Source organism: Acinetobacter genomosp. 33YU (assembly GCF_001990725.1).
In the GTDB taxonomy this organism is placed as follows: domain Bacteria; phylum Pseudomonadota; class Gammaproteobacteria; order Pseudomonadales; family Moraxellaceae; genus Acinetobacter; species Acinetobacter seifertii.
This window is the reverse complement of record NZ_LFZQ01000009.1, coordinates 461,744-482,930: the sequence shown is the minus strand read 5'-3', so window position 1 is coordinate 482,930 and position 21,187 is coordinate 461,744. Positions and strand designations below refer to the sequence as shown.

Sequence of the window (21,187 nt, the reverse complement as noted above, 5' to 3'; positions counted from 1 at the left end):
AAAGAAATCGGGGTGTTTTTTATTGCGCGTTCTAACTAAGAACATTTGATAAAATTCTGAATACAGTAGAGAATAAAAGTAGATATATATTAATTCTAAGAAAGAGTTCTGTTATAAATAATAAGAAAATTAATCTTTTAAGTATGAATAATAAGGGAAGTGGATCGATGATAATTTATGGTGATGTAGGTTCGGGTAATTGTTATAAGATTAAATTATTACTTTCCTTATTAAGAATTAATCATACATGGATCCATGTTGATATTTTAAACAAAGAAACTCAAACAGATGATTTTTTGTCGTTAAATCCGAATGGAAAAATACCTGTATTAGTGCTGGATGATGGTCGTGTTTTGAGTGAATCCAATGCTATTTTAGGTTATGTGGCTGAAGGAACAAAATTTATTCCTACAGATCCTTTTATTAAAGCAAAAATGTACCAATGGATGTTCTTTGAGCAGTATAGCCATGAACCATTTATTGCAGTTGCTCGTTTTATTAATAAATATTTAGGCTTACCGCCAGAAAGAATAGATGAATACCAGAACTTACAACCAAAAGGGCATAAAGCGTTATCAATTATGGATAAAGCTTTAGTAGAGTATGATTATCTTGTTGGAAATCAATTAACCATTGCTGATATTGCTTTATATGCATACACACATGTCGCGGAAGAAGGTGGCTTTGATTTAAATTTATACCCAAATATTCGAGCATGGTGTCAAAGAATTCGAGAATATTCAGATTATGTAGATATGATTTAAATAAAAAAGAACTCATATAGAGTTCTTTTTTATATCTGAAAGTCTGATTTAAAAATGTGCTTCTAAACCTACATAAGGACCTTTAAATTCAAATTTTAGGTCATTATTATCATAATCATCTAAGTCAATATTGAGTACGCGGTAGCCTGCCTTCAGGCCTAAATCAACTGCTAAATTATCGACGAATTTATACTTTACCTCTGCTAATGCATCAGTAATTTTTGCATCATTAAAGTTTGTATAGGTTGCTTCGCCTTTAGCACTTAAACCTGTGAATGGAAGTTTTACTTCGCCTGACAAATAAGCGATAGGATATGTTTTATCTATATCCACACGTTTGCCAGTATAAGCAGTGATATCACCATTTAATACAGTTGCACCAAGACCAGCATCTACACTCACGATATTATCAAGTAACTCGTAGTAAAGAATAAAATCGCTATGATCTAAATTAATTTTATAGTTAGCTTGGCCTAAGGTTTCTGACTTAGTTTGCGTATCTAGATTTACATAGCGAATTTTTGCATTTGGAATAAATGGAATTGGGTGCTCAAAAGCTAATGATAGTTGAGCACTACCTTTTCGATCTAAATCTTGGTCATCTGGTAATTGTGAAGACATGTTTGCTTTACCATCGTAAAACCAGTAACTCACGTCTCCTTTAACCCCTATAAAATCCGCTTGAGCAAATCCACTAAGACTCATCCCGAGTGCTAGAAAAGACATTTTTAATATCTTCATCATCATATCCTAAGTAAAAGAAATCTTTGAGGGCATGATATAGATATCTGGGTAGTTATGCATTGATGAAAAATAGTGTATAAAAAGCTAATAAAGTTTTAATTTTTTAAAATATTATATGTTTTTGATTTTTATATAAAAATATGTATTTTGTTGTGGAAATTATTTTATAGAACTTAGTATAAATTTTGTGAAAACAGAAAATGATGTTTTGCTCATTATTATGAGAAAAATTAGTTGATATATCCACTTTGTGAAATCTAAAAGAATTTAAATGGTAGAAAATATCATTGTATATAGCAGCACAATAATATGCTTTAAAATACTAATATCAGTTAAAAAATGATCAGACTAGATCAAAATTTCTAAAAAAACGTAAAATTTCAGATGGAAATTACAGTAAAAAGAAATAAAAACAGGTATTGTTCAGCTATATAGGGGCAAAAAATGGACAAAAATCTTTAAGGAAGAATTTTCTATTTTTGCTTGTTTGTTTAGGGAAGAAAAATACTCAAAAGGTTCATTTTATTTTCTACAAACACAAAAGTATTTTTTGGTTCTTTTTTTGCATGCGGAATAACAATCAACAATAGCAGTAAAAATAAGTAATCTCTTAACATTAGGTGTTCTATGACAGATTCTCGTGAAAACTGGACGTCACGATCTGGTTTTATTATTGCAGCCGTTGGTTCGGCTGTAGGCTTAGGTAATATTTGGCGCTTTCCATACGTTGCATATGAAAATGGTGGTGGTGCGTTTCTTATTCCTTACTTACTTGCACTCATTACTGCTGGTTTACCGTTACTATTTTTAGATTATGCGGTAGGTCATCGTAGTACAGGTTCACCACCTAAAGCCTATAGAGCTTTGTTTAAGGGTGGAGAAACTTTAGGATGGTGGCAGGTTTGTGTTTGTATCATCATCGGTTTGTACTACGCAAGTGTACTGACTTGGGCTGGCAGTTATATTTATTTCTCTATTGGTCAAATGTGGGGAAGTGACCCAGAAGGCTTCTTCTTCAATACTTACTTACAGACCTCAAAAGCAACAGGCTTTGATTTGCAGTTTGTAAGTCATCTATTTTGGCCAATTGTAGGAATTTGGGCGCTGACTTTAATCATTTTATATGGTGGAGTGAAAAAAGGTGTTGAATTATCGAATAAGATTTTCATGCCTTTGTTATTTGTTTTATTTACTATTTTAGTGATTCAGTCATTGCGTTTACCTGGTGCGGCACAAGGTTTAAATGCATTCTTTACCCCAAACTGGTCTGCCATGATGGACTATAAAGTTTGGTTAGCTGCTTACGGTCATACCTTCTTTTCACTTTCTGTTGGTTTCGGGATCATGGTGACCTATGCATCTTATTTAAAACCAAAAACCAATTTGACAGGTTCTGGTCTTATTGTTGGTTTTGCCAATGCATCAACAGAGATTTTAGCAGGTATTGGTATTTTTGCTGCGCTTGGTTTTATGGCACATGCAGCAGGTACTGAAGTTAAAGATGTTGTAAGTGGTGGTATTGGACTCGCATTTATTGCTTTCCCTAAAATTATTTCAAGTTTAGGTTCTGGTGCTGACCTATTTGGTCTTTTGTTCTTCTCTTCATTATTTGTAGCTGGTATTTCTTCAATGGTCAGTATTTTAGAAGTACCTATTGCAGCGATGCAAGATAAGTTGAAGTGGGGACGTAAGAAAGCTGTAACCATTATCGGTGGTGGTAGTGCGCTTGTATCAATTATTTTATTCTCAAGTGTAAATGCTATTAAGCTTGTTGATATTGTTGACCACTTTATTAATAACATTGGGATTATTGGTGGTGCATTGATCTCAATTATTAGTGTAGCTTGGTTTAAACGTTCAGCACTTAAAGAGCTTCGTGACCATGTAAACCGAATTTCAACTATTCAATTAGGTAAAGGTTGGGACTTCACTTTAACTGTTATTACCTCTTTAATCTTATTAACAACACTTTCTATGACTGTTTTTAATTTGATCAAAAATGGCTATGATACTTATAGTATGAGCTTACAGGGTATCTTTGGCTGGGGCAGTGTAATTTTCTGTGCAGTCGTTGCTATCGTGTTAAGCAAAATGAAAGATCGCTAGGAGGATAAAGGAATGAATACTTCGGCAATCGTGATGATGATCATTTCAATGGTGTTTGTGTGGGGTGGGGTGGCTTTATCCATCTTACATTTATCTAAGCATCCTGAAGAGTTAGATGAAGTTTTAGAAGAAGTAAAAGACCAGCACACACTTTGATATTGGTCTAGAAAAAAGCAGGCTTTTAAGCCTGCTTTTTTTATGCGATTTTTTGGATTTTACAATAATAAAATCCATCACCAGATTGAGCTTGTGGCAACAATTGTTTGCCATGAGTTTGTTCAATTCCCCAAGCTGCTTCGATTTTCACTTCTTTTGCATCGGTATGTTCTGCAAAGAAGTTGATCATCTGTTGTTCATTTTCAGCTTTTAAAATTGAACAAGTGATGTAGAGCAATGTGCCACCAACTTTAAGTTGTTGCCACATGTGTTCCAAAATCTGCTTTTGTAGCTCAATGGTTTGCGCTATATCGGTAGATTGACGTAATAGGCGTATGTCAGGGTGACGTCGAATGACACCTGTCGCAGAACAAGGTGCATCAAGCACGATACAATCTACTGGTTCAGTCGGAGTCCACTCGGTTGCATCGGCAGCCAGAATTTCAGTATGACTTTGATCTAGTGCTAGTCGGTTTAAGTTTTCAGTCACGCGGACTAAACGACTCGCGTCCTGATCAATCGCGATTAACTGTGCTGGTTTAAATTTTTCTAGCAAGTGAGCTGTTTTACCACCCGGAGCAGCACAAGCATCAATCACTGTTTTATTGTTTAAATCAGGCAATAGAGTTGCACATAGCTGTGCATGTTCATCTTGTACAGAAAACCATCCATCTTCAAAACCAGGCAGCTGGGTAATTTGTACAGATTGCTCAAGAACAATACCTGCTTCAGACAGAGCACATGCACGTGCCTGAATATCTAGACTTTGTAGTTTTGCTAAATAAGCATCTCGACCAATGTGTCGCTGGTTCACTCGTAAAGTTAAAGGTGCAACTTGTTTTAGCGATTGGCAGAGTGCTTCGGTTTGTTCACCCCAATCTTTTTTTAGTCGCTTAAAGAGCCAACTTGGTAAGCCATGTGCTTGCTGTAAACCTTGCTGAAAATCATCAGTTTCACGATTAGCTCGGCGTAAAATAGCATTTACAATGCCACTGAGTGCAGGGAATCCAAGTTGTTTGGTCGCATCTACTGTTTCCGAAATGGCAGCATGTGCTGCAATACGCGTACATAAAACTTGATAAAGACCAACGTATAGGCAGGTTTCTACTGTCTCATTATTTAAAGGCTTACTGAGTAGAGGTAAGCTAATTGATTTAAGGGCAAACCATTGACGCAATGTACCTAATACAAGCTCATGGAATAAAGCACGGTCACGCTCTGCCACTTGATTGAGCTGTGTATTTAAAATACTAGCAAGTGATTGTCCTTGCTGAACTTTTAATAACGTCTGGACGACTTGAGCACGTAGGTTAAAACGTGATGAATTTGAATTAACCTGACTCATGGCAAAATCTGTCCTACGTGAAGTTTTTGAGTTTGTGCAATTTGCTGAGCATTTAATGCTTTACCACCCGGCCATTGCACACTCGTCAAACAAACAAATGTATTTTCACCGCAAGCAACATGCACGCCTTGTTTATCAATTGCAATAATTTCACCAGCTTGGGCATCTGCTTTGCTTTGACTAGAAACTGTTGAGTTCCAGACACGCAGTGCATTGTTTTCATCAAGCTGAACAAAAGCGACTGGCCAAGGGTTAAATGCACGGATATTTCGGTCAATTTGAACAGCATCTATTGACCAATCAATACGAGCTTCTGATTTTACGAGTTTATGAGCATAGACCGTTAAGCTTTCGTCTTGAACTTCGCGTTCTGCCAAATATTTTTGTAGTGTTTCTTCTGAATCAAGTACCGCACAAATTGCTGTTGCACCTTGATCTGCAAGTTTGTCATGTAAAGTCGCAGAAGTATCTTCGACAGTGATTGGGCAATAGGTTTTATACATCATATCGCCTGTATCTAAACCAGCAGCCATTTGCATGATGGTGATACCAGTTTCGTCGTCACCTGTTGCAATCGCGCGTTGAATGGGCGCTGCTCCACGCCAGCGTGGTAATAATGAACCGTGAATATTTAAGCAACCATATTTAGGTGTATCGAGCACAGCTTGTGGAAGAATTAAACCATAGGCTGCAACCACCATCACATCAGCGCCTAAAGCAGCAAGTTCTTGTTGAGCAGCCAAGCCTTCTTCAGTTGAAGCTTTGAAGTGGAGTGGTTGATAAACAGGAATATTGTGTTCAAGTGCAAGCTGTTTTACAGGAGATGGCGTTAGTTTTTGTCCACGACCCGATTTACGATCTGGCTGAGTATAAACCGCGATAATTTCATGGGAAGTTTTTAATAAAGCCGCCAATGCTATTGCAGCAAATTCGGGGGTGCCAGCAAAAATAATTTTCACAAATGCAATCCAAAAAGAGTTTATGGGTAGTATACGTGAAAAACGTTTGAAGCCCTAAACTCATAGCGATCGAGCGTTTTAGTTTTTTAATAGTGAACAAAAAATTATTGAAAAAATTTTATTGATAAAAAAAGGTTATAAAAAAATAAAAAATTATTCATGTAAGTTTTGCTAAATATTGACTGAGTATTATCGTTATTGGCTTTCCCTATATTATTTGCTTCTATAGAATGGAGAATGATCAAATGATGATGAGTCAATATTCCGACTGATCTAACGCTATATCAGTATCATTCAGCCAGAGTGGAAGAAATTCCGCTCAAGCACAACTTGTTGGAAACACAAATGCCTGACTATCGTTCAAAAACATCGACACACGGAAGAAATATGGCTGGCGCACGTGGCTTATGGCGTGCAACAGGAATGAAAGATGAAGATTTCGGCAAACCGATTATTGCGGTGGTCAATTCATTTACTCAATTTGTTCCAGGCCATGTCCATCTAAAAGATCTAGGGCAGCTTGTCGCAGCAGAAATTCAGGCAGCAGGTGGTGTTGCTAAAGAGTTCAATACAATTGCAGTAGATGACGGGATCGCAATGGGGCATGACGGCATGCTTTATTCATTACCATCACGTGATTTGATTGCAGACTCGGTTGAATACATGGTGAATGCACACTGTGCAGATGCCATGGTGTGTATTTCTAACTGTGACAAAATTACACCAGGAATGTTGATGGCTGCGATGCGCCTAAATATTCCAGTAGTTTTTGTTTCTGGCGGACCAATGGAAGCGGGTAAGGTTAAATTCCGCGGTAATGAAAAAGCGATTGACCTTGTTGATGCCATGGTTGTTGCGGCTGATGAAAGTTATACAGACGAAGAAGTTGCAGAATTTGAACGTTCAGCATGTCCAACCTGTGGTTCATGTTCAGGTATGTTCACTGCAAACTCAATGAACTGTTTAACCGAAGCTTTAGGCTTATCTTTACCGGGTAATGGTTCGATTGTTGCGACGCATGCAAACCGTAAAAAATTATTCTTAAAAGCAGGTCAGCTTATTGTTGAATTGGCTAAGCGTTATTACGAACAAGAAGATGCAAGTATTTTACCTCGTTCAATTGCAACTAAGGCTGCATTTAAAAATGCGATGACACTTGATATTGCAATGGGTGGTTCAACCAATACCGTTCTACATTTATTGGCTGCGGCAAGTGAAGCTGAAGTTGATTTTACCATGGATGACATCGACGAATTATCACGTCGAGTTCCTGTACTTTCAAAAGTAGCACCTGCAAAACAAGATGTTCATATGGAAGATGTTCACCGCGCGGGTGGCATTATGGCGATCTTAGGTGAGCTTGATCGTGCGAATTTACTTGATGTATCTGTACCGACTGTACATGAGAAAACTTTAAAAGATGCATTAGATAAGTGGGACATTATTCGTACTGAAGATGCAGATATTTATGAGTTCTATCGTTCATCTCCGGGTGGCGTACCAACTCAAGTTGCTTTCTCTCAAAATCGCTACTATTCAACTTTAGATGGCGATCGTGAAAAAGGCGTGATTCGTAATGCAGAGCATGCATTCTCTAAAGATGGTGGTTTAGCAGTTCTATACGGCAACATCGCGCTTGATGGTTGTATCGTGAAAACTGCAGGCGTTGATGAATCCATCCTGAAATTTACGGGTACAGCACGCGTATTTGAAAGCCAAGATGCCGCTGTAGATGCAATTTTGGGCCATGAAATTAAAGCTGGTGACGTTGTGGTGATTCGTTACGAAGGTCCACGTGGTGGTCCAGGTATGCAAGAAATGCTTTACCCAACCAGCTATCTTAAATCGAAAGGTTTAGGAAAAGACTGTGCATTGGTGACAGATGGTCGTTTCTCTGGTGGTTCATCAGGTCTTTCAATTGGACACGTTTCGCCGGAAGCTGCGGAAGGCGGTGCAATTGGTTTAGTTGAAGATGGTGATACCATCGAAATTGATATTCCGAACCGTACGATTCACTTGAATGTTGATGATGCGACTATGGCGCACCGTCGTACAGTTCAGGAAGCGAAAGGCTGGCATCCGAAAGAAGAACGTAAACGTAAAGTATCAAAAGCGTTAAAAGTTTATGCAATGCATACAACAAGCGCTGCAAAAGGAGCTGTACGCGTTCTATAAAATATTCAATTTTAATAATTGAATAGGAAACATGCACCCATTAACACGATGAATTGCTATCATGTTATGGGTGCATTTTTTATGTCTAGTAAAAAAAATCCGCTTGTAGCAAAAGGTGTTTTCAGATCATTCTATGGGTTTGCCATAAAATGGTGATAAAATCTTCACCTACGCAGAAACTCGCGAAATAACATGACATATTTTCTGCGCGAACTTAGGTAGTCATTTTTCTATCTCGACTACTGTTTAACCTTGCACTATGATCAAATAACTTTTGATCTCGCTTAGGATTTATTTTTTAGAGGCACTACTCATGTCACTGCTACGCCGTTGGTTTGACCCTATCCGATCGAGCTGGTTTTACCAAAAGCCTTCTCGTCAAGCGGTGTTACCCACGGAAAATGGTTTAAGTATTTATTTACGACTTGATGATGTGTATAGCTATCTGGCTGTTCAGCAATTGTCTCAGCTAGATGAAATTTTAAGTGATGAGCTTAAACCTTTAAAAATTATTATTTCTCATACAGCTTCTGAACCTCCGAACAGCATGACGCATGAGGAATGGCAGCATTATTGTTTAAATGATGCCAAGATTTTAGCAAATCAGCATCGTTTTGCTTTTGATGAGTTCCCAGAAATCCCAAGCCAAGAAGCTTTAAAACAAGCCGCTGTCATACTAAAAAGAACTCCATTACAAGGTCAGAACTTCTTCCATTTACTTGAAGATATCTTTCACATGCTTTGGCAACAGCAATATGGAAAGTTACGTACTTTACATGCCATGGCGGTGAAGCATCAGATGCCACAGCACTTCCCAGAACGTATTTTTACAGATGAGCCTGTACAAGCAGCGTACTTTGAATTTGGTGGACGTAAATATCACGCAGTGGATGATTTATTACGTCTAACCCGTCGTTTAAAACAACAAAAGTTACTGACAGGTATTCCGATTTTTTTAATTAATCATATCGAATGGCGTGAACATTTGATTAATGATGCTGAAGCACTCAATGAAATTCAGGCTCTTCACCCTGAGCTTGATGTATTTATTGCTTTAGAAGATCCGATGAGCTGGTTACTTCTTGCATATATTAAAGAAGAACTCGCAGACTATTATGATATTCAGTTAAAAGTTTATCCGCTTAGTTACCAAGGCAGAGACTGGTTTGACTGGAGCTTGGCAACACGTGTTTCTAAACGTACTGAGGTGGCTTTTACACCGTTTTGTCGTCCTACAGAAGAAAGTACGCTTGAGATGGCAAAGCTTTTTTATAGTGTGCCGGAAAGTCAGCAACTCGATGCAATTTTTACGATTTTGCAGGCAGTTTGGACGAAAGGAAAAGACCTATCTTTCCAGAGGCATTTTCAAGAGTTACAGCAGCAACTCGGCATTGAGCATTTAACCGAACAGGATGTCCCTTCTCGCTTGGAACACAATGATGCACTTTGCAAAGACAAGCATCAGCCTGATCTGCCGGTTTTAGAGCTACGTATTGATGGGCAAAGTTATGTGTTTAATAGCTTGTACCGAGTTTGGATGATTGAAAGTATTTTTAGTAATGTTTTAGAAGAAAAATACAAGACGGCCTCAACTTCTAATTGAGGCCTACTCCTAAAAACAAGAATAGGGCAAAACCTGTTTTTTCCGTAGCATAACCATGTAGGGAATCGGAGATAAACAGTGACTTTTTTAGCAGTTATTATGATGGTGTTTGCCTTTGCTGGCATGATCAAAGGCATGATTGGCCTAGGTTTGCCCGCAGTATCAATGGGCTTACTCACCATCGCAATGAGCCCTTTTCAGGCTGCATCTCTTTTGATTGTTCCTTCAATGGTCACCAATGTTTGGCAGCTTTTTGCTGAGGGACATGTTTGGACTTTTATTCGCCGTTTCTGGACTTTGCTCGTAGGTATTGTGGTCGGTTCAATATGGAGTTTTTTACCCACTTTAAGTCAAAGTCATGGGCACAGTAGTGAGATTTTATTAGGCTGTATGTTGGCTTTATATGGGCTTTATGGACTGTGTGTCAAAAAGCTTCCAAACTTAGGGAAACATGAGCGCTGGTTATCGCCGATTATTGGATATATTGGTGGGGCAGTCACCGTAGCCACAGGCGTTATTATCATTCCTGTGGTGCCATATTTGCAGTCTTTACATTTAAAACGTGACGAGCTGGTTCAGGCTTTGGGATTAACGTTTACGGTTTCTACCATTTGTCTTGCAGTCTTTTTACACCATAACCCGATGTCTGAAGTAACACTGGACTATCGTTTATCTTTAGCTGCGCTGTTGGCTGCACTCATTGGAATGTGGATCGGTAAAAAAATCCGTTATCGACTTAATGAGCAGTTATTTCGCCGTACCTTTTTTATAGGTTTGGTGTCATTAGGTCTTTATATGATTTTGCACTAAACCAAATTTCTAAGGGCGATGTTCTAATAGAAAATCTGCAAATTGTTTATAACTGCTAGGCAACTGGCTGAAATTTTGTGTGGCTAAAAGTAGTTTTCGGTTTGCCCATGCGCCGAGTAATTGAATGGAGTGGAAATCATAGTCCGATTGGAGGCGCTGCGCCGCACGGGCAGGCATAATCGCAATACCCACGCCTTTGGTAACGACTTCAGCAATTGCGCTAAAGTTAGGTAAGCGCAAACGGTACTGTATGTTAAAGCCTAATAATTTCGCTTGAGTTTCAATGGACTGTTGCAAAGAGTGATGGGCTTTAAGGCCAATAAAACCATAGCTTAAAGCCTCTACCAAATTTAGCTTTTGATATTGAGCTAACTCATGTGTAGCAGGACAAATCAAAACTAAAGGATCACTCGCAAATTCTTTCGTTTGCAAATGTCGGGTATCAAAAAAGCTTGAGACCAAGCCAAGGCTCGCAATTCCTTGGGTTAATGCATCTACAATTTCTGAGCTTTCTGCTTCGTGCAAATCGATATTCATTTCAGGATGAAGCACTAAATATTGCGGTAATAACGGAGGCAAATATTCGCTTTGAGCTGAAGAGTTACACCAAAGCGTTAATGGCTCTATTGTAGAAGACTTAAAGCGCTGCATTTCTTGTTCGAGTTGATCTTTTTGTGCTAAAAGCTGACGAGCATGTTCTACAAAAGCATGTCCCGCTGTGGTGAGCTCTACGCCTGTAGTTTGGCGAATAAATAAAGGTGTTTCAAAATACTGTTCGAGTTTTTTTATACGCTCACTCGCCGCCTGAAGTGAAATCGCAGAGCGGTCAGCACCTTTGGTGAGGCTACCAGTCGAGACAATATGAAGGACCAGCTGTAAATCAAAAAAATCAAAACGCATGATAGGAACGTATTGAAGCGCAAAAAATCATCATACTAAATCGGAATGAAAAAAGGCAGCTTACGCTGCCTTTTTGAATTTAAGTTTTATCTTTTAAACTGAACAACCAATTTAGAATAATGGCCGCAAATGTTGCGGTACCAATACCGCCTAAATTGAAATTACCGAACAATAATTCAAAGTTACCGGCACCTAAAATAATCGTGACTGAAGCAACAATCAGGTTTTTATTATTAGAAAAATCAACTTTGTTTTCGATCCAGATTTTTGCACCGGCAATGGTAATTAAACCAAATACGACAATAGATGCACCTGTCAAAACTGCGCTTGGAATAGTGCTAATGACAGCACCAAATTTTGGAGATAGACCTAAGAAAATTGCAAAGACGCCTGCAATCACAAAAACAATGGTTGAGTACACACGAGTGACTGCCATCACACCAATGTTTTCACCGTAAGTAGTCATCCCCGGCGCGCCGACACTACCAGAAAGCGTTGTAGCCAAACCATCTGCAACAAATGCTTTGCCTAATTGTGGTGTTAGGTTTTCGCCAGTCATGGCACCAACAGCTTTAATATGGCCTAAGTTCTCTGCTACTAAAATAAGCGCAACTGGCGCAATAATTAGCATAGCTTTAGTATCAAAAGTAGGATGTGAAAAGCTTGGAATACCGAACCATGCAGCTTGAGAGATCTGGCTAAAATCGATTGGTTTACCTAAACCTAAACCATTGGTCGTGATGGCATAAATTGCATAAGCCAAGATTAAACCAATTAATAGAAGTAGACGTTGTAGTAGGCCACGTGTAAAGACTGCAATACTGCCCATACAAAGCACAGTAATTAATGCCATCCACATTTCAAATGGTTGGCCTGCAACGCCTTTAATGGTAACAGGTGCAAGGTTTAGACCAATAATCATCACAATTGCGCCAGTCACCACAGGCGGCATGAGTTTTTCAATCCAGCGCGTACCCGTAAGCATGACAATAAAACCGATGAGTGCGTAAAAAATACCACACGCTACGATTCCACCTAAAGCCATAGACAGGTTTGGATTGGCACCCGAACCTGTAATGTGCCCAGTCGCTGCTGCAACCACACCAATAAAGGCAAAACTTGATCCTAAGTAACTTGGAACACGACCACCTGTAATTAAGAAAAACAGGATGGTACAGATACCGGACATTAAAATAGCAAGGTTAGGATTAAAACCCATGAGTAGCGGCGCTAAAACAGTAGCTCCAAACATGGCAAATGCATGTTGGATACCTAAAACGGCACTTTGAACTGGTGGGAGATATTCATTGGTAGAGACCGGTCGATGGTCAACATCACCTTGGTAAGGCTGCCATTTTGGAAACCAGTTGGACATAAAATAAGCTCATTATTCTTTAATTGGTGCAATCATACCCTTTCTTGGGAAAGCATTTAATCTCTAGAGAGAAGTATATGGGAGAAAAGTAATTATTTTTTAACGATTGGTATAATCTTAATAATTCTAAATATGCGGAATTAGTTATTTTTTTATAATAAAGCTTAATTTTATGATTTTAAAAAAATTTTTAAAAAAATAAAAAATCGAGGAAAATTTATGAAAAATGAGGAACTTTGCAAGTAAAAAGCAGCACATCGGTGATGTGCTGCTTTGTTAAATGATTGGTAAAAAAGCTTAACCCGTATTGCGTAAACCAGCAGCAATACCCGCAATACTGACCATCAGTGCATGGTCAACAGGGGTATTCTCTGCCTGACGCTCCGCTAGGTAATCGCGGCGGCGTTTCATGAGTTCAGCCTGTAAAAGATGCAAAGGAAGTAAGTATGGTTTGCGAACCTGCATAGATTGATCAAGAACATCATTATTGCTAAGAAGTTTTGACTCATCTTTTAAGGTTAATAAAGTTTGTACAGCATCTTTTAGGCGCTGACGTAACTGGTTGCCGAGTACTTTTAAATCTTCATCTTCGGTTAAATGAGATTCGTAGTAGAGTGCAATGTTGGCATCGGCTTTAGACAATACCATTTCCAACATATCAATGAGCGTTTGGAAATAAGGCCATTGCTGAAGCATTTCATCAAGTGTTGCTTTTTGCTGATCGGCAATTACTTCATTAATGGCAGCACCTGTACCTAACCATGCAGGTAACATCAAACGGATTTGAGTCCATGCAAATACCCATGGGATGGCTCGTAAAGACTCGATGCCGCCACTCACTTTACGTTTTGCTGGACGCGAGCCTAGAGGCAACATTTGTAATTCAAGCTCAGGCGTGACAGTACGTAAATACTTCACAAAATGTGGATTTTCACGCACTGTTTGACGATAAACCTTCACAGAATGATCTGTCATACGGTTCATGAGTTCACGCCATTCTGCTTTAGGCTCTGGTGGTGGCAACAGTGTCGCTTCAAGTGTTGCTGCGGTATAGATTTCAAGGTTTTGCATTGCAATACCTTCTAGACCGAATTTGAAGCGGATCATTTCACCTTGTTCTGTCACACGAATTGCGCCAGAGATTGAACCTGGTGGTTGTGAGAATAGTGCCTGTTGGGTTGGGGCACCACCACGGCTAATTGAGCCGCCACGACCGTGAAATAGAGTCAACTGTACGCCGTGTGTACGAGCAATAGCAGTCAGTTCTTCTTGAGCACGATATTGCGCCCAGTTGGCAGACATAAAGCCAGCATCTTTTGCTGAGTCGGAGTAACCGATCATGACTTCGTGTTTACCCTGAATGTGCTGCTTATACCAATGCATATTGAACAGCGTATTCATGGTTGTTGCAGCGCCATCTAAATCTTTTAGAGTTTCAAACAGAGGCACCACACGTAAAGGGTGCTGAATACCTGCTTCTTTTTGCAGTAACAATACAGCTAAAACATCGCTTGGATATTCAGCCATCGAAATAATATAAGCCCCTAACGACTCAGGCGGTTGGTCTGCCAAAGTACGCATAGTTGCAAATACTTCTTGGACATCTGGGTGGCCAATTAAACTCCCTTCAGGTTCATTAATATATTTCGGTAGAAGTGGACGTTTGCTTTGTAGTTCCTGAATCAGGAAGTTTTGGCGTGCTTGCTCAGTCCATGACTCAAAATTACCTAAACCTAAATATTCGGTAATGGCTGAAATGGCTTGGCGATGGCGACCTGATTCTTGGCGAATATCAAGTTTAAGTAATTCAATACCAAAACAGTTCACACGGTAGATAAAGTCGAGAAGTTGACCATTCGCAATTTCAGGAAGGTTACTGTCAATTAAAGAGCGATAGCACAGCAATAATGGTTGTAACAGCTCATCTTTGCTTTTAATGACATTGCTGTCATCTGCTTCTAAACCTTGTAGACGCTGCGCTAACCAGTGACGAGTTGCTTTTAAACGCTCGCGTGTTGCACGTAAATACTCACGATAAGGTTCTGCATGTTGGCTACCAATAGCCTGAATCATCTCTTCAGAACACGTCTGAATTGAAAGTTCCCAACGTAAGTTTTCAATATCTCTGAGGTAAAGGTCAGCAGCTTGCCAGCGTGATAACCACAGCACTTCTTGGGTAATTTGATGAGTAACATTCGGGTTACCATCACGGTCTCCACCCATCCAAGAAGCAAAGCGGACTGGTGCAATATTGAGTGGTAAGTTTTGTTGGCAATTGTCTTGAACTAATTCATTTAATTCACGAATGAATTTAGGTACAGCATTCCAAAGCGTTTGCTCAATGGTTGCAAAGCCCCATTTTGCCTCATCGACAGGAGTCGGGCGGTGCTGACGAATTTCATCTGTTTGCCAAGCCGAACTAATTTGTTGTTTTAAGTTGGCAAGAGCATTTTGGCGTTCACGTGGAGTAAGCTTTTGCTGATCAAGCTGTGAAAGACAAGCGTTGATATCGTCATATTTTTGAATGAGGGTACGACGGCTTACCTCGGTTGGATGCGCCGTAAGTACCAGTTCAATATTTAAATCACAAATTTGCTGAAATAGTTTTTCTGTCGAAATACTTTTATCTTTAAATTTTTGAAATAAGTGAACAAGTGGATTTGGAGAATTAGCCTCCGAATCAAATTCTGCCTGTCTGCGGCTACGCACGACATGGTATTGCTCGGCAATATTGGCAAAATTTAAAAAATGAGAAAAAGCGCGGGTGAGAGGTAATAGCTCTTCATCGGGCAGTTCTAAAAATAATTGTTCTAATTGCTTTTCGGCTTCAGCTTGACCATCACGTGCACCTTTAGCAAGTGCACGGATTTGCTCGATCTGATTAAACAGTTCTTGTCCTGCATGTTGTTTTAGGGTTTCACCTAACAAATTGCCAAGTAAGCGGACATCCTCACGCAGTGGCGCATCGATTTGCTGAACCATGCTATTTTTCTCCTGTTCTTATTCTTATCGAATATAGCGCGATTAACAAACATTCCAAGCTTTGAGCGTAAGAAAATGTGAATTTTTGCTTAAAAAATAACATTTAATTCGCTTATAGCGACTTAAAAGATGACATGCACTCAGTGCAACTTTTGGCAATCGGACTTTGGTTTAATTCCGATATTTGAGCAGGAATAAATGAATTGCATCTTGAATAATCTGGTCTAGCTCTTGCGCATTCGGTACAGCAATAATCCTAAGTAGAACTTTATGGTGACGTACACCAAGCAACAACGTTAAAAGAAGCTCTGTTTGATAAACGGGATCATCGGCCTGAATAAAACCTAGCTCAGCTGCTTTTTGGAAGAACGCGGCTAGCAGATTTTGAAGTCGGGTATGGGATGCCGTGAAAAATTGTTCAGCTAAAGGGCTTTGTTCTGCTGCGAGTTCAAATAACACATGTTCAAGCTTTAATGCTTCAGGTGAATAAATAATTTGTAAGGCACGTGAACACACCATATACAGTGTTTGATAAAAATCTGCCGATGCATCTAATTCAAATGGTTTAGTGCCTAGAGTCTCTTCGCAAGTTTCGGTAATCGCGCAGATAAACAGGTTTGCTTTGTCTTGAAAGTGGTTATAAACCGTAAGTTTAGTAACTCCGGCTTCCTGTGCAATCTGGTTCATGCTGGTACCGTGATAACCAGATTTTAAAAAAATAGCTTTAGCGGCTTGTAGGATACGAGCACGCTTTTCCAGATCTTTAGGACGACCACTTTGATTAACTGTTTGCACAAAACCCTCTAATAAAAGTTTAAAAAAATAGATATTTATAAGTTTTTCTTTAATTAATGTACCCATGGGTATATTAATTAAAAAACAAACAAACTATGATGCAAGCATATTGTGCCTTAAAAAATCAGTTTGAATAAGAGCGATAAGATATGAATCTGTTAAAACCTCTCATCATGAGTATGGTGATTGTTTGCACGGTCACATTAATGGGGTGTAGTAAAGAGGCTCCCAAAACAGAAGAAATACCCTATGTGATGGTGACGCAGCCTTCGACCACACTAAACGAATTAAAAAGCTATGCAGGAGATGTACAGGCTCGACAACAAACTGCCTTGGCATTTCGGGTGGGTGGACAAGTTACGGCTCGCTATGTCGATGTTGGCGACCGAGTTAAAGTTGGGCAAGTATTAGCAAAGCTCGATGTAGCAGATGCCCAGCTACAATTAAATGCTGCCAAAGCTCAATTACAAAATGCACAGGCAGCAGCGAAAACAGCATCAGATGAACTTAAACGTTTTCAACAATTATTACCTGTTAATGCAGTAAGCCGTTCACAATTTGATACGGTCAAAAATCAGTACGACGCGGCTCAAGCAGCGTTACAACAAGCCCGCTCTAACTATGAAGTTTCTGCAAACCAAACTGGTTATAACCAACTCATTTCTAATAAAAACGGGGTGATTACAGCGCGTAATATTGAAATTGGACAAGTCGTTTCAGCAGGTCAAGCAGCCTATCAATTGGCGATTGATGGTGAGCGTGAAGTGGTCATTGGTGTACCTGAACAAGCAGTTGCCGAGATTAAAGTTGGTCAAGCAGCTTGGATTACTTTGTGGTCTAAACCGAATGAAAAATTTGCCGGATATGTACGCGAAGTTTCTCCTGCGGCTGATCAGTCTCGTACCTTTACAGTGAAAGTTGCACTCAAAGAAGGTCAATCTGCTATTCAGCTTGGACAAAGTGCACGTGTATTTTTTAGCTCGACTCAAACTAATGTCATGAGTGTTCCACTTTCGAGTGTTTCAGCTACAGATAATCAAGCTTATGTATGGGTAGTCAATGCCAACCAAACTTTACGTAAAGTACCTGTAACAGTTGGGGCATATGGCAGAGATAGTGTGCCCGTGTTAACTGGTTTAACACCAAATGATTGGGTTGTGATTGGTGGGGTTCATTTGCTACGCGATAAGCAGAAGATTCATCCGATTGACCGTGAAAACCGTGCGGTGAAAATTCAGGGGGCAACGAAGCCATGAAATTCAATCTCTCGGAATGGGCACTGAATAATAAAGGCATTGTCCTTTATTTCATGCTGTTGCTTGGCATTATCGGTGCAATCTCTTATTCAAAACTATCACAAAGTGAAGATCCGCCTTTTACCTTTAAAGTGATGGTCGTCAAAACCTACTGGCCTGGAGCGACTGCCAAAGAAGTTTCAACGTTGGTAACTGACCGCATTGAAAAGGAGCTGATGACGACAGGGCAGTATGAAAAGATTATGGCCTACTCCCGCCCAGGTGAGTCTATGGTTACTTTCTTTGCCAAGGATTCATTGAAGTCTGCACAGATTCCTGATGTTTGGTACAACGTTCGTAAAAAGGTCAATGACATTCGCACTGAACTCCCAAGCGGTGTACAAGGCCCTTTTTTCAATGATGAGTTCGGTGATACTTTCGGTAATATTTATGTACTGACAGGCAAGGACTTTGACTATGCACTTTTGAAAGAATATGCCGATCGTTTGCAATTACAGCTGCAACGTGTCAAGGACGTTAGCAAAGTCGAATTGGTTGGCTTACAAGACCAAAAAATCTGGATTGAGATTTCAAACACTAAAGCAGTTCAGCTCGGTATTCCTCTTTCTGCAATTCAAGAAGCCTTACAAAAGCAAAATAGTATGGCAAGCGCTGGCTTCTTTGAAACTGGTACAGACCGTATTCAAATTCGTGTAAGTGGACATTTACAGAGCGTTGATGAAATTAAGAAAACGCCTTTATTGGTAGGCAACAAAACCATTCAACTTGGTGATGTCGCTGATGTTTACCGCGGTTTTAGTCAACCGGCTCAACCTCGTATGCGTTTTATGGGTGAAAATGGTATTGGCCTTGCCGTATCAATGCGTAAGGGCGGTGACATTATTGCCTTGGGTAAAAATCTGGAAACGGAATTTGCCCAACTGCAAAAGACTCTACCTTTAGGTATGAAACTGCAGAAGGTGTCTGATCAACCAGTAGCTGTGCAACGCAGTATTCATGAGTTTGTGAAAGTACTTGCTGAAGCAGTCATTATTGTTTTGTTAGTGAGCTTTTTCTCTTTAGGTTTCCGTACAGGTTTAGTGGTCGCTTTTTCCATTCCTTTGGTTTTAGCAATGACTTTTGCCGGCATGAATGTATTCGATGTCGGACTACATAAGATTTCTCTGGGTGCTCTGATTTTGGCTTTAGGCTTACTGGTCGATGACGCGATTATTGCGGTCGAGATGATGGCAATTAAGATGGAGCAGGGCTATAGCCGAATTAAGGCCGCCGGATTTGCGTGGAAAACCACAGCATTTCCAATGCTGACAGGGACACTCATTACGGCAGCGGGCTTTTTACCTATTGCTACGGCACAGTCTAGTACAGGTGAATACACGCGTTCGATCTTTCAGGTAGTGACCATTGCCTTATTGGTGTCTTGGGTTGCCGCAGTTTTATTTGTGCCTTATTTGGGTGAAAAACTACTGCCTGATTTTACTAAGACAGGACATCAAGCACCTTGGTATGTTCGTTTATGGGCAAGATTAACGAAAAAACCGCAACCACAAACGATCGAGATTTCACAGGACCATCATTATGATCCTTATCAATCTAGTTTCTATTTACGTTTTAGGAAAATGGTCGAGTTTTGCGTGACCTATCGTAAAACTGTAATTGCAACGACAGTCGGGATATTCGTGCTCTCTGTGCTGATGTTTAAAATGGTTCCTCAGCAATTTTTCCCACCTTCAAACCGTACCGAGATTTTAGTCGATCTAAAACTTGAAGAAGGCGCTTCTTTAACCGCTACAGAACAAGCAGTGAAAAAGGTTGAACAGTTTCTGTCTAAACAAAAAGGTATTGATAACTATGTGGCTTATGTCGGCACAGGTTCACCGCGTTTTTATTTACCGTTAGACCAGCAATTGCCACAAGCGAGCTTTGCACAATTTGTGGTTTTAGCGACCTCACTTGATGACCGCGATGAAATTCGTCGCTCGCTAGAAACCCAAATTAAACAGCTGCTTCCACAAGTCCGTACTCGAGTGTCATTACTAGAAAATGGCCCGCCTGTGGGTTATCCATTGCAGTATCGCGTGTCAGGTGAAGATTTAAATTTAGTACGTAAAGAGGCTCAGCAAGTTGCTAAGGTCATTAGTGAAAACCCGAATACCACCAATGTGCATCTAGACTGGGGTGAGCCAAGTAAGATTATTGCAATTCAGATTGATCAAGACCGTGCTCGACAAATGGGTGTCTCTAGTGTGGATTTGGCGAACTTCCTGAACGCTTCAATTACAGGTAGTGCGATTGAACAGTATCGTGAAAAGCGTGAACTCATTGAAATCCGTTTGCGTGGTGATCAAGCTGAGCGTGTTGAAGTCGCTTCACTGGCAAGTTTAGCGGTCCCAACAGCCAATGGAACGACAGTACCTTTAGCCCAGATTGCGAAAATTGAATATAAGTTTGAGGATGGCCTGATTTGGCATCGTAACCGCTTACCAACGATTACTGTGCGTGCAGATATTCGTACTAAATTGCAGCCAGCGACTGTTGTGGGTGAGTTAGCCGAATCAATGGACAAGTTACGCGCTGAGTTACCAAGTGGTTATCTGATTGAAGTGGGTGGAACTGTCGAAGAGTCGGCACGTGGGCAAAGTTCAGTTAATGCGGGTATGCCACTGTTTTTAGCGGTTGTGATGACATTACTGATGATTCAGCTGAAGAGTCTGTCTCGGGCAACGATTGTGTTCTTGACTGCGCCATTAGGTTTAATCGGTGTTGTTCTGTTCTTACTTCTGTTTAATAAACCATTTGGTTTTGTGGCCATGCTAGGAACCATTGCCTTGTCCGGTATGATTATGCGTAACTCGCTCATTTTGATTGATCAGATTGAACAAGATAGGCAAGCTGGACATCCAACATGGGAAGCGATTATTGATGCAACAGTACGCCGTTTCCGTCCAATTATTCTGACAGCTTTAGCAGCTGTGTTAGCGATGATTCCACTTTCGCGGAGTATTTTCTTCGGTCCAATGGCTGTTGCAATTATGGGCGGACTGATTGTAGCGACCATGCTGACATTATTTTTCCTACCTGCATTGTATGCTGCGTGGTTTAAGGTGAAAAAAACCGCATAAAATACATAATTTTTTGTGAATAAAGGTGCGAAATATTGAAAACTCCAATATAGTAGCACCTGTCTTTACACAAAAAATACAGGATTACTTCGCTG

At 39.9% G+C, this 21,187-nt stretch carries 15 protein-coding genes; 8 read left to right on the top strand and 7 right to left on the bottom strand.

Annotated features, from left to right (window positions below; all coding sequences use genetic code 11):
- The first annotated feature begins 167 nt into the window (after positions 1-167).
- Positions 168-764 (top strand): glutathione S-transferase family protein, encoded by a 597-nt coding sequence (locus AC056_RS12635; RefSeq protein ID WP_077163787.1) that lies wholly within the window; start codon positions 168-170, stop codon positions 762-764.
- A 48-nt stretch (positions 765-812) separates the two neighbouring features.
- Here the strand turns inward: AC056_RS12635 and AC056_RS12630 are convergent, their stop codons facing one another.
- Positions 813-1,505, bottom strand: a complete 693-nt coding sequence (locus tag AC056_RS12630) for a TIGR04219 family outer membrane beta-barrel protein (protein ID WP_077163786.1) — start codon at positions 1,503-1,505, stop codon at positions 813-815.
- Between the two features lie 630 nt (positions 1,506-2,135).
- Here AC056_RS12630 and AC056_RS12625 point away from each other — a divergent pair.
- Positions 2,136-3,614, top strand: a complete 1,479-nt coding sequence (locus AC056_RS12625) for a sodium-dependent transporter (protein ID WP_004704674.1) — start codon at positions 2,136-2,138, stop codon at positions 3,612-3,614.
- A 12-nt stretch (positions 3,615-3,626) separates the two neighbouring features.
- Positions 3,627-3,770, top strand: a complete 144-nt coding sequence (locus tag AC056_RS12620; RefSeq protein WP_077163785.1) for a methionine/alanine import family NSS transporter small subunit — start codon at positions 3,627-3,629, stop codon at positions 3,768-3,770.
- Between the two features lie 40 nt (positions 3,771-3,810).
- Here the strand turns inward: AC056_RS12620 and rsmB are convergent, their stop codons facing one another.
- A complete protein-coding gene (gene rsmB / locus AC056_RS12615) occupies positions 3,811-5,115 on the bottom strand; it encodes a 16S rRNA (cytosine(967)-C(5))-methyltransferase RsmB (protein WP_077163784.1) in 1,305 nt (434 codons plus the stop codon).
- Positions 5,112-6,074 (bottom strand): methionyl-tRNA formyltransferase, encoded by a 963-nt coding sequence (fmt, locus tag AC056_RS12610; protein WP_077163783.1) that lies wholly within the window; start codon positions 6,072-6,074, stop codon positions 5,112-5,114. The genes rsmB and fmt overlap by 4 nt, the downstream gene beginning before the upstream one ends.
- A gap of 345 nt (positions 6,075-6,419) precedes the next feature.
- On the opposite strand from fmt, the gene ilvD reads away from it, so the two are divergent.
- The 3 genes from ilvD to AC056_RS12595 all read left to right on the top strand — a co-directional run bounded on the left by ilvD (position 6,420) and on the right by AC056_RS12595 (position 10,662).
- The gene (gene ilvD / locus AC056_RS12605; RefSeq protein ID WP_077163782.1) at positions 6,420-8,249 is read left to right on the top strand and encodes a dihydroxy-acid dehydratase; all 1,830 of its coding nucleotides are present in this window, start codon (positions 6,420-6,422) and stop codon (positions 8,247-8,249) included.
- 313 nt (positions 8,250-8,562) lie between these two features.
- Positions 8,563-9,852 (top strand): hypothetical protein, encoded by a 1,290-nt coding sequence (locus AC056_RS12600; protein ID WP_077163781.1) that lies wholly within the window; start codon positions 8,563-8,565, stop codon positions 9,850-9,852.
- 78 nt (positions 9,853-9,930) lie between these two features.
- Positions 9,931-10,662 carry a sulfite exporter TauE/SafE family protein gene (locus AC056_RS12595; RefSeq protein WP_213033491.1) on the top strand — a complete coding sequence of 244 codons (732 nt, stop codon included), beginning with the start codon at positions 9,931-9,933 and terminating at the stop codon, positions 10,660-10,662.
- A 9-nt stretch (positions 10,663-10,671) separates the two neighbouring features.
- Here AC056_RS12595 and AC056_RS12590 read toward each other — a convergent pair whose 3' ends face one another.
- From AC056_RS12590 to AC056_RS12575, 4 genes are all read right to left on the bottom strand, one after another.
- Entirely contained in the window at positions 10,672-11,562 is an 891-nt protein-coding gene (locus AC056_RS12590; protein WP_077163780.1) for a LysR family transcriptional regulator, read from the bottom strand.
- A gap of 79 nt (positions 11,563-11,641) precedes the next feature.
- Positions 11,642-12,937, bottom strand: coding sequence for a solute carrier family 23 protein (locus AC056_RS12585; RefSeq protein WP_077163779.1), 1,296 nt, complete (start codon positions 12,935-12,937; stop codon positions 11,642-11,644).
- Between the two features lie 297 nt (positions 12,938-13,234).
- A complete protein-coding gene (ppc, locus tag AC056_RS12580; RefSeq protein WP_004704694.1) occupies positions 13,235-15,919 on the bottom strand; it encodes a phosphoenolpyruvate carboxylase in 2,685 nt (894 codons plus the stop codon).
- Positions 15,920-16,090: 171 nt separating this feature from the next.
- Complete coding sequence (locus AC056_RS12575) at positions 16,091-16,714, bottom strand: TetR/AcrR family transcriptional regulator (RefSeq protein WP_039254035.1); 624 nt, start codon at positions 16,712-16,714, stop codon at positions 16,091-16,093.
- Positions 16,715-16,863: 149 nt separating this feature from the next.
- Between AC056_RS12575 and AC056_RS12570 the strand changes: the two genes are divergently transcribed.
- Positions 16,864-17,970 (top strand): efflux RND transporter periplasmic adaptor subunit, encoded by a 1,107-nt coding sequence (locus AC056_RS12570; RefSeq protein ID WP_039253951.1) that lies wholly within the window; start codon positions 16,864-16,866, stop codon positions 17,968-17,970.
- On the top strand, positions 17,967-21,092 hold the full coding sequence (locus tag AC056_RS12565) for an efflux RND transporter permease subunit (protein WP_077163778.1): 3,126 nt from the start codon (positions 17,967-17,969) through the stop codon (positions 21,090-21,092). The genes AC056_RS12570 and AC056_RS12565 overlap by 4 nt, the downstream gene beginning before the upstream one ends.
- The last annotated feature ends 95 nt before the right edge of the window (positions 21,093-21,187 follow it).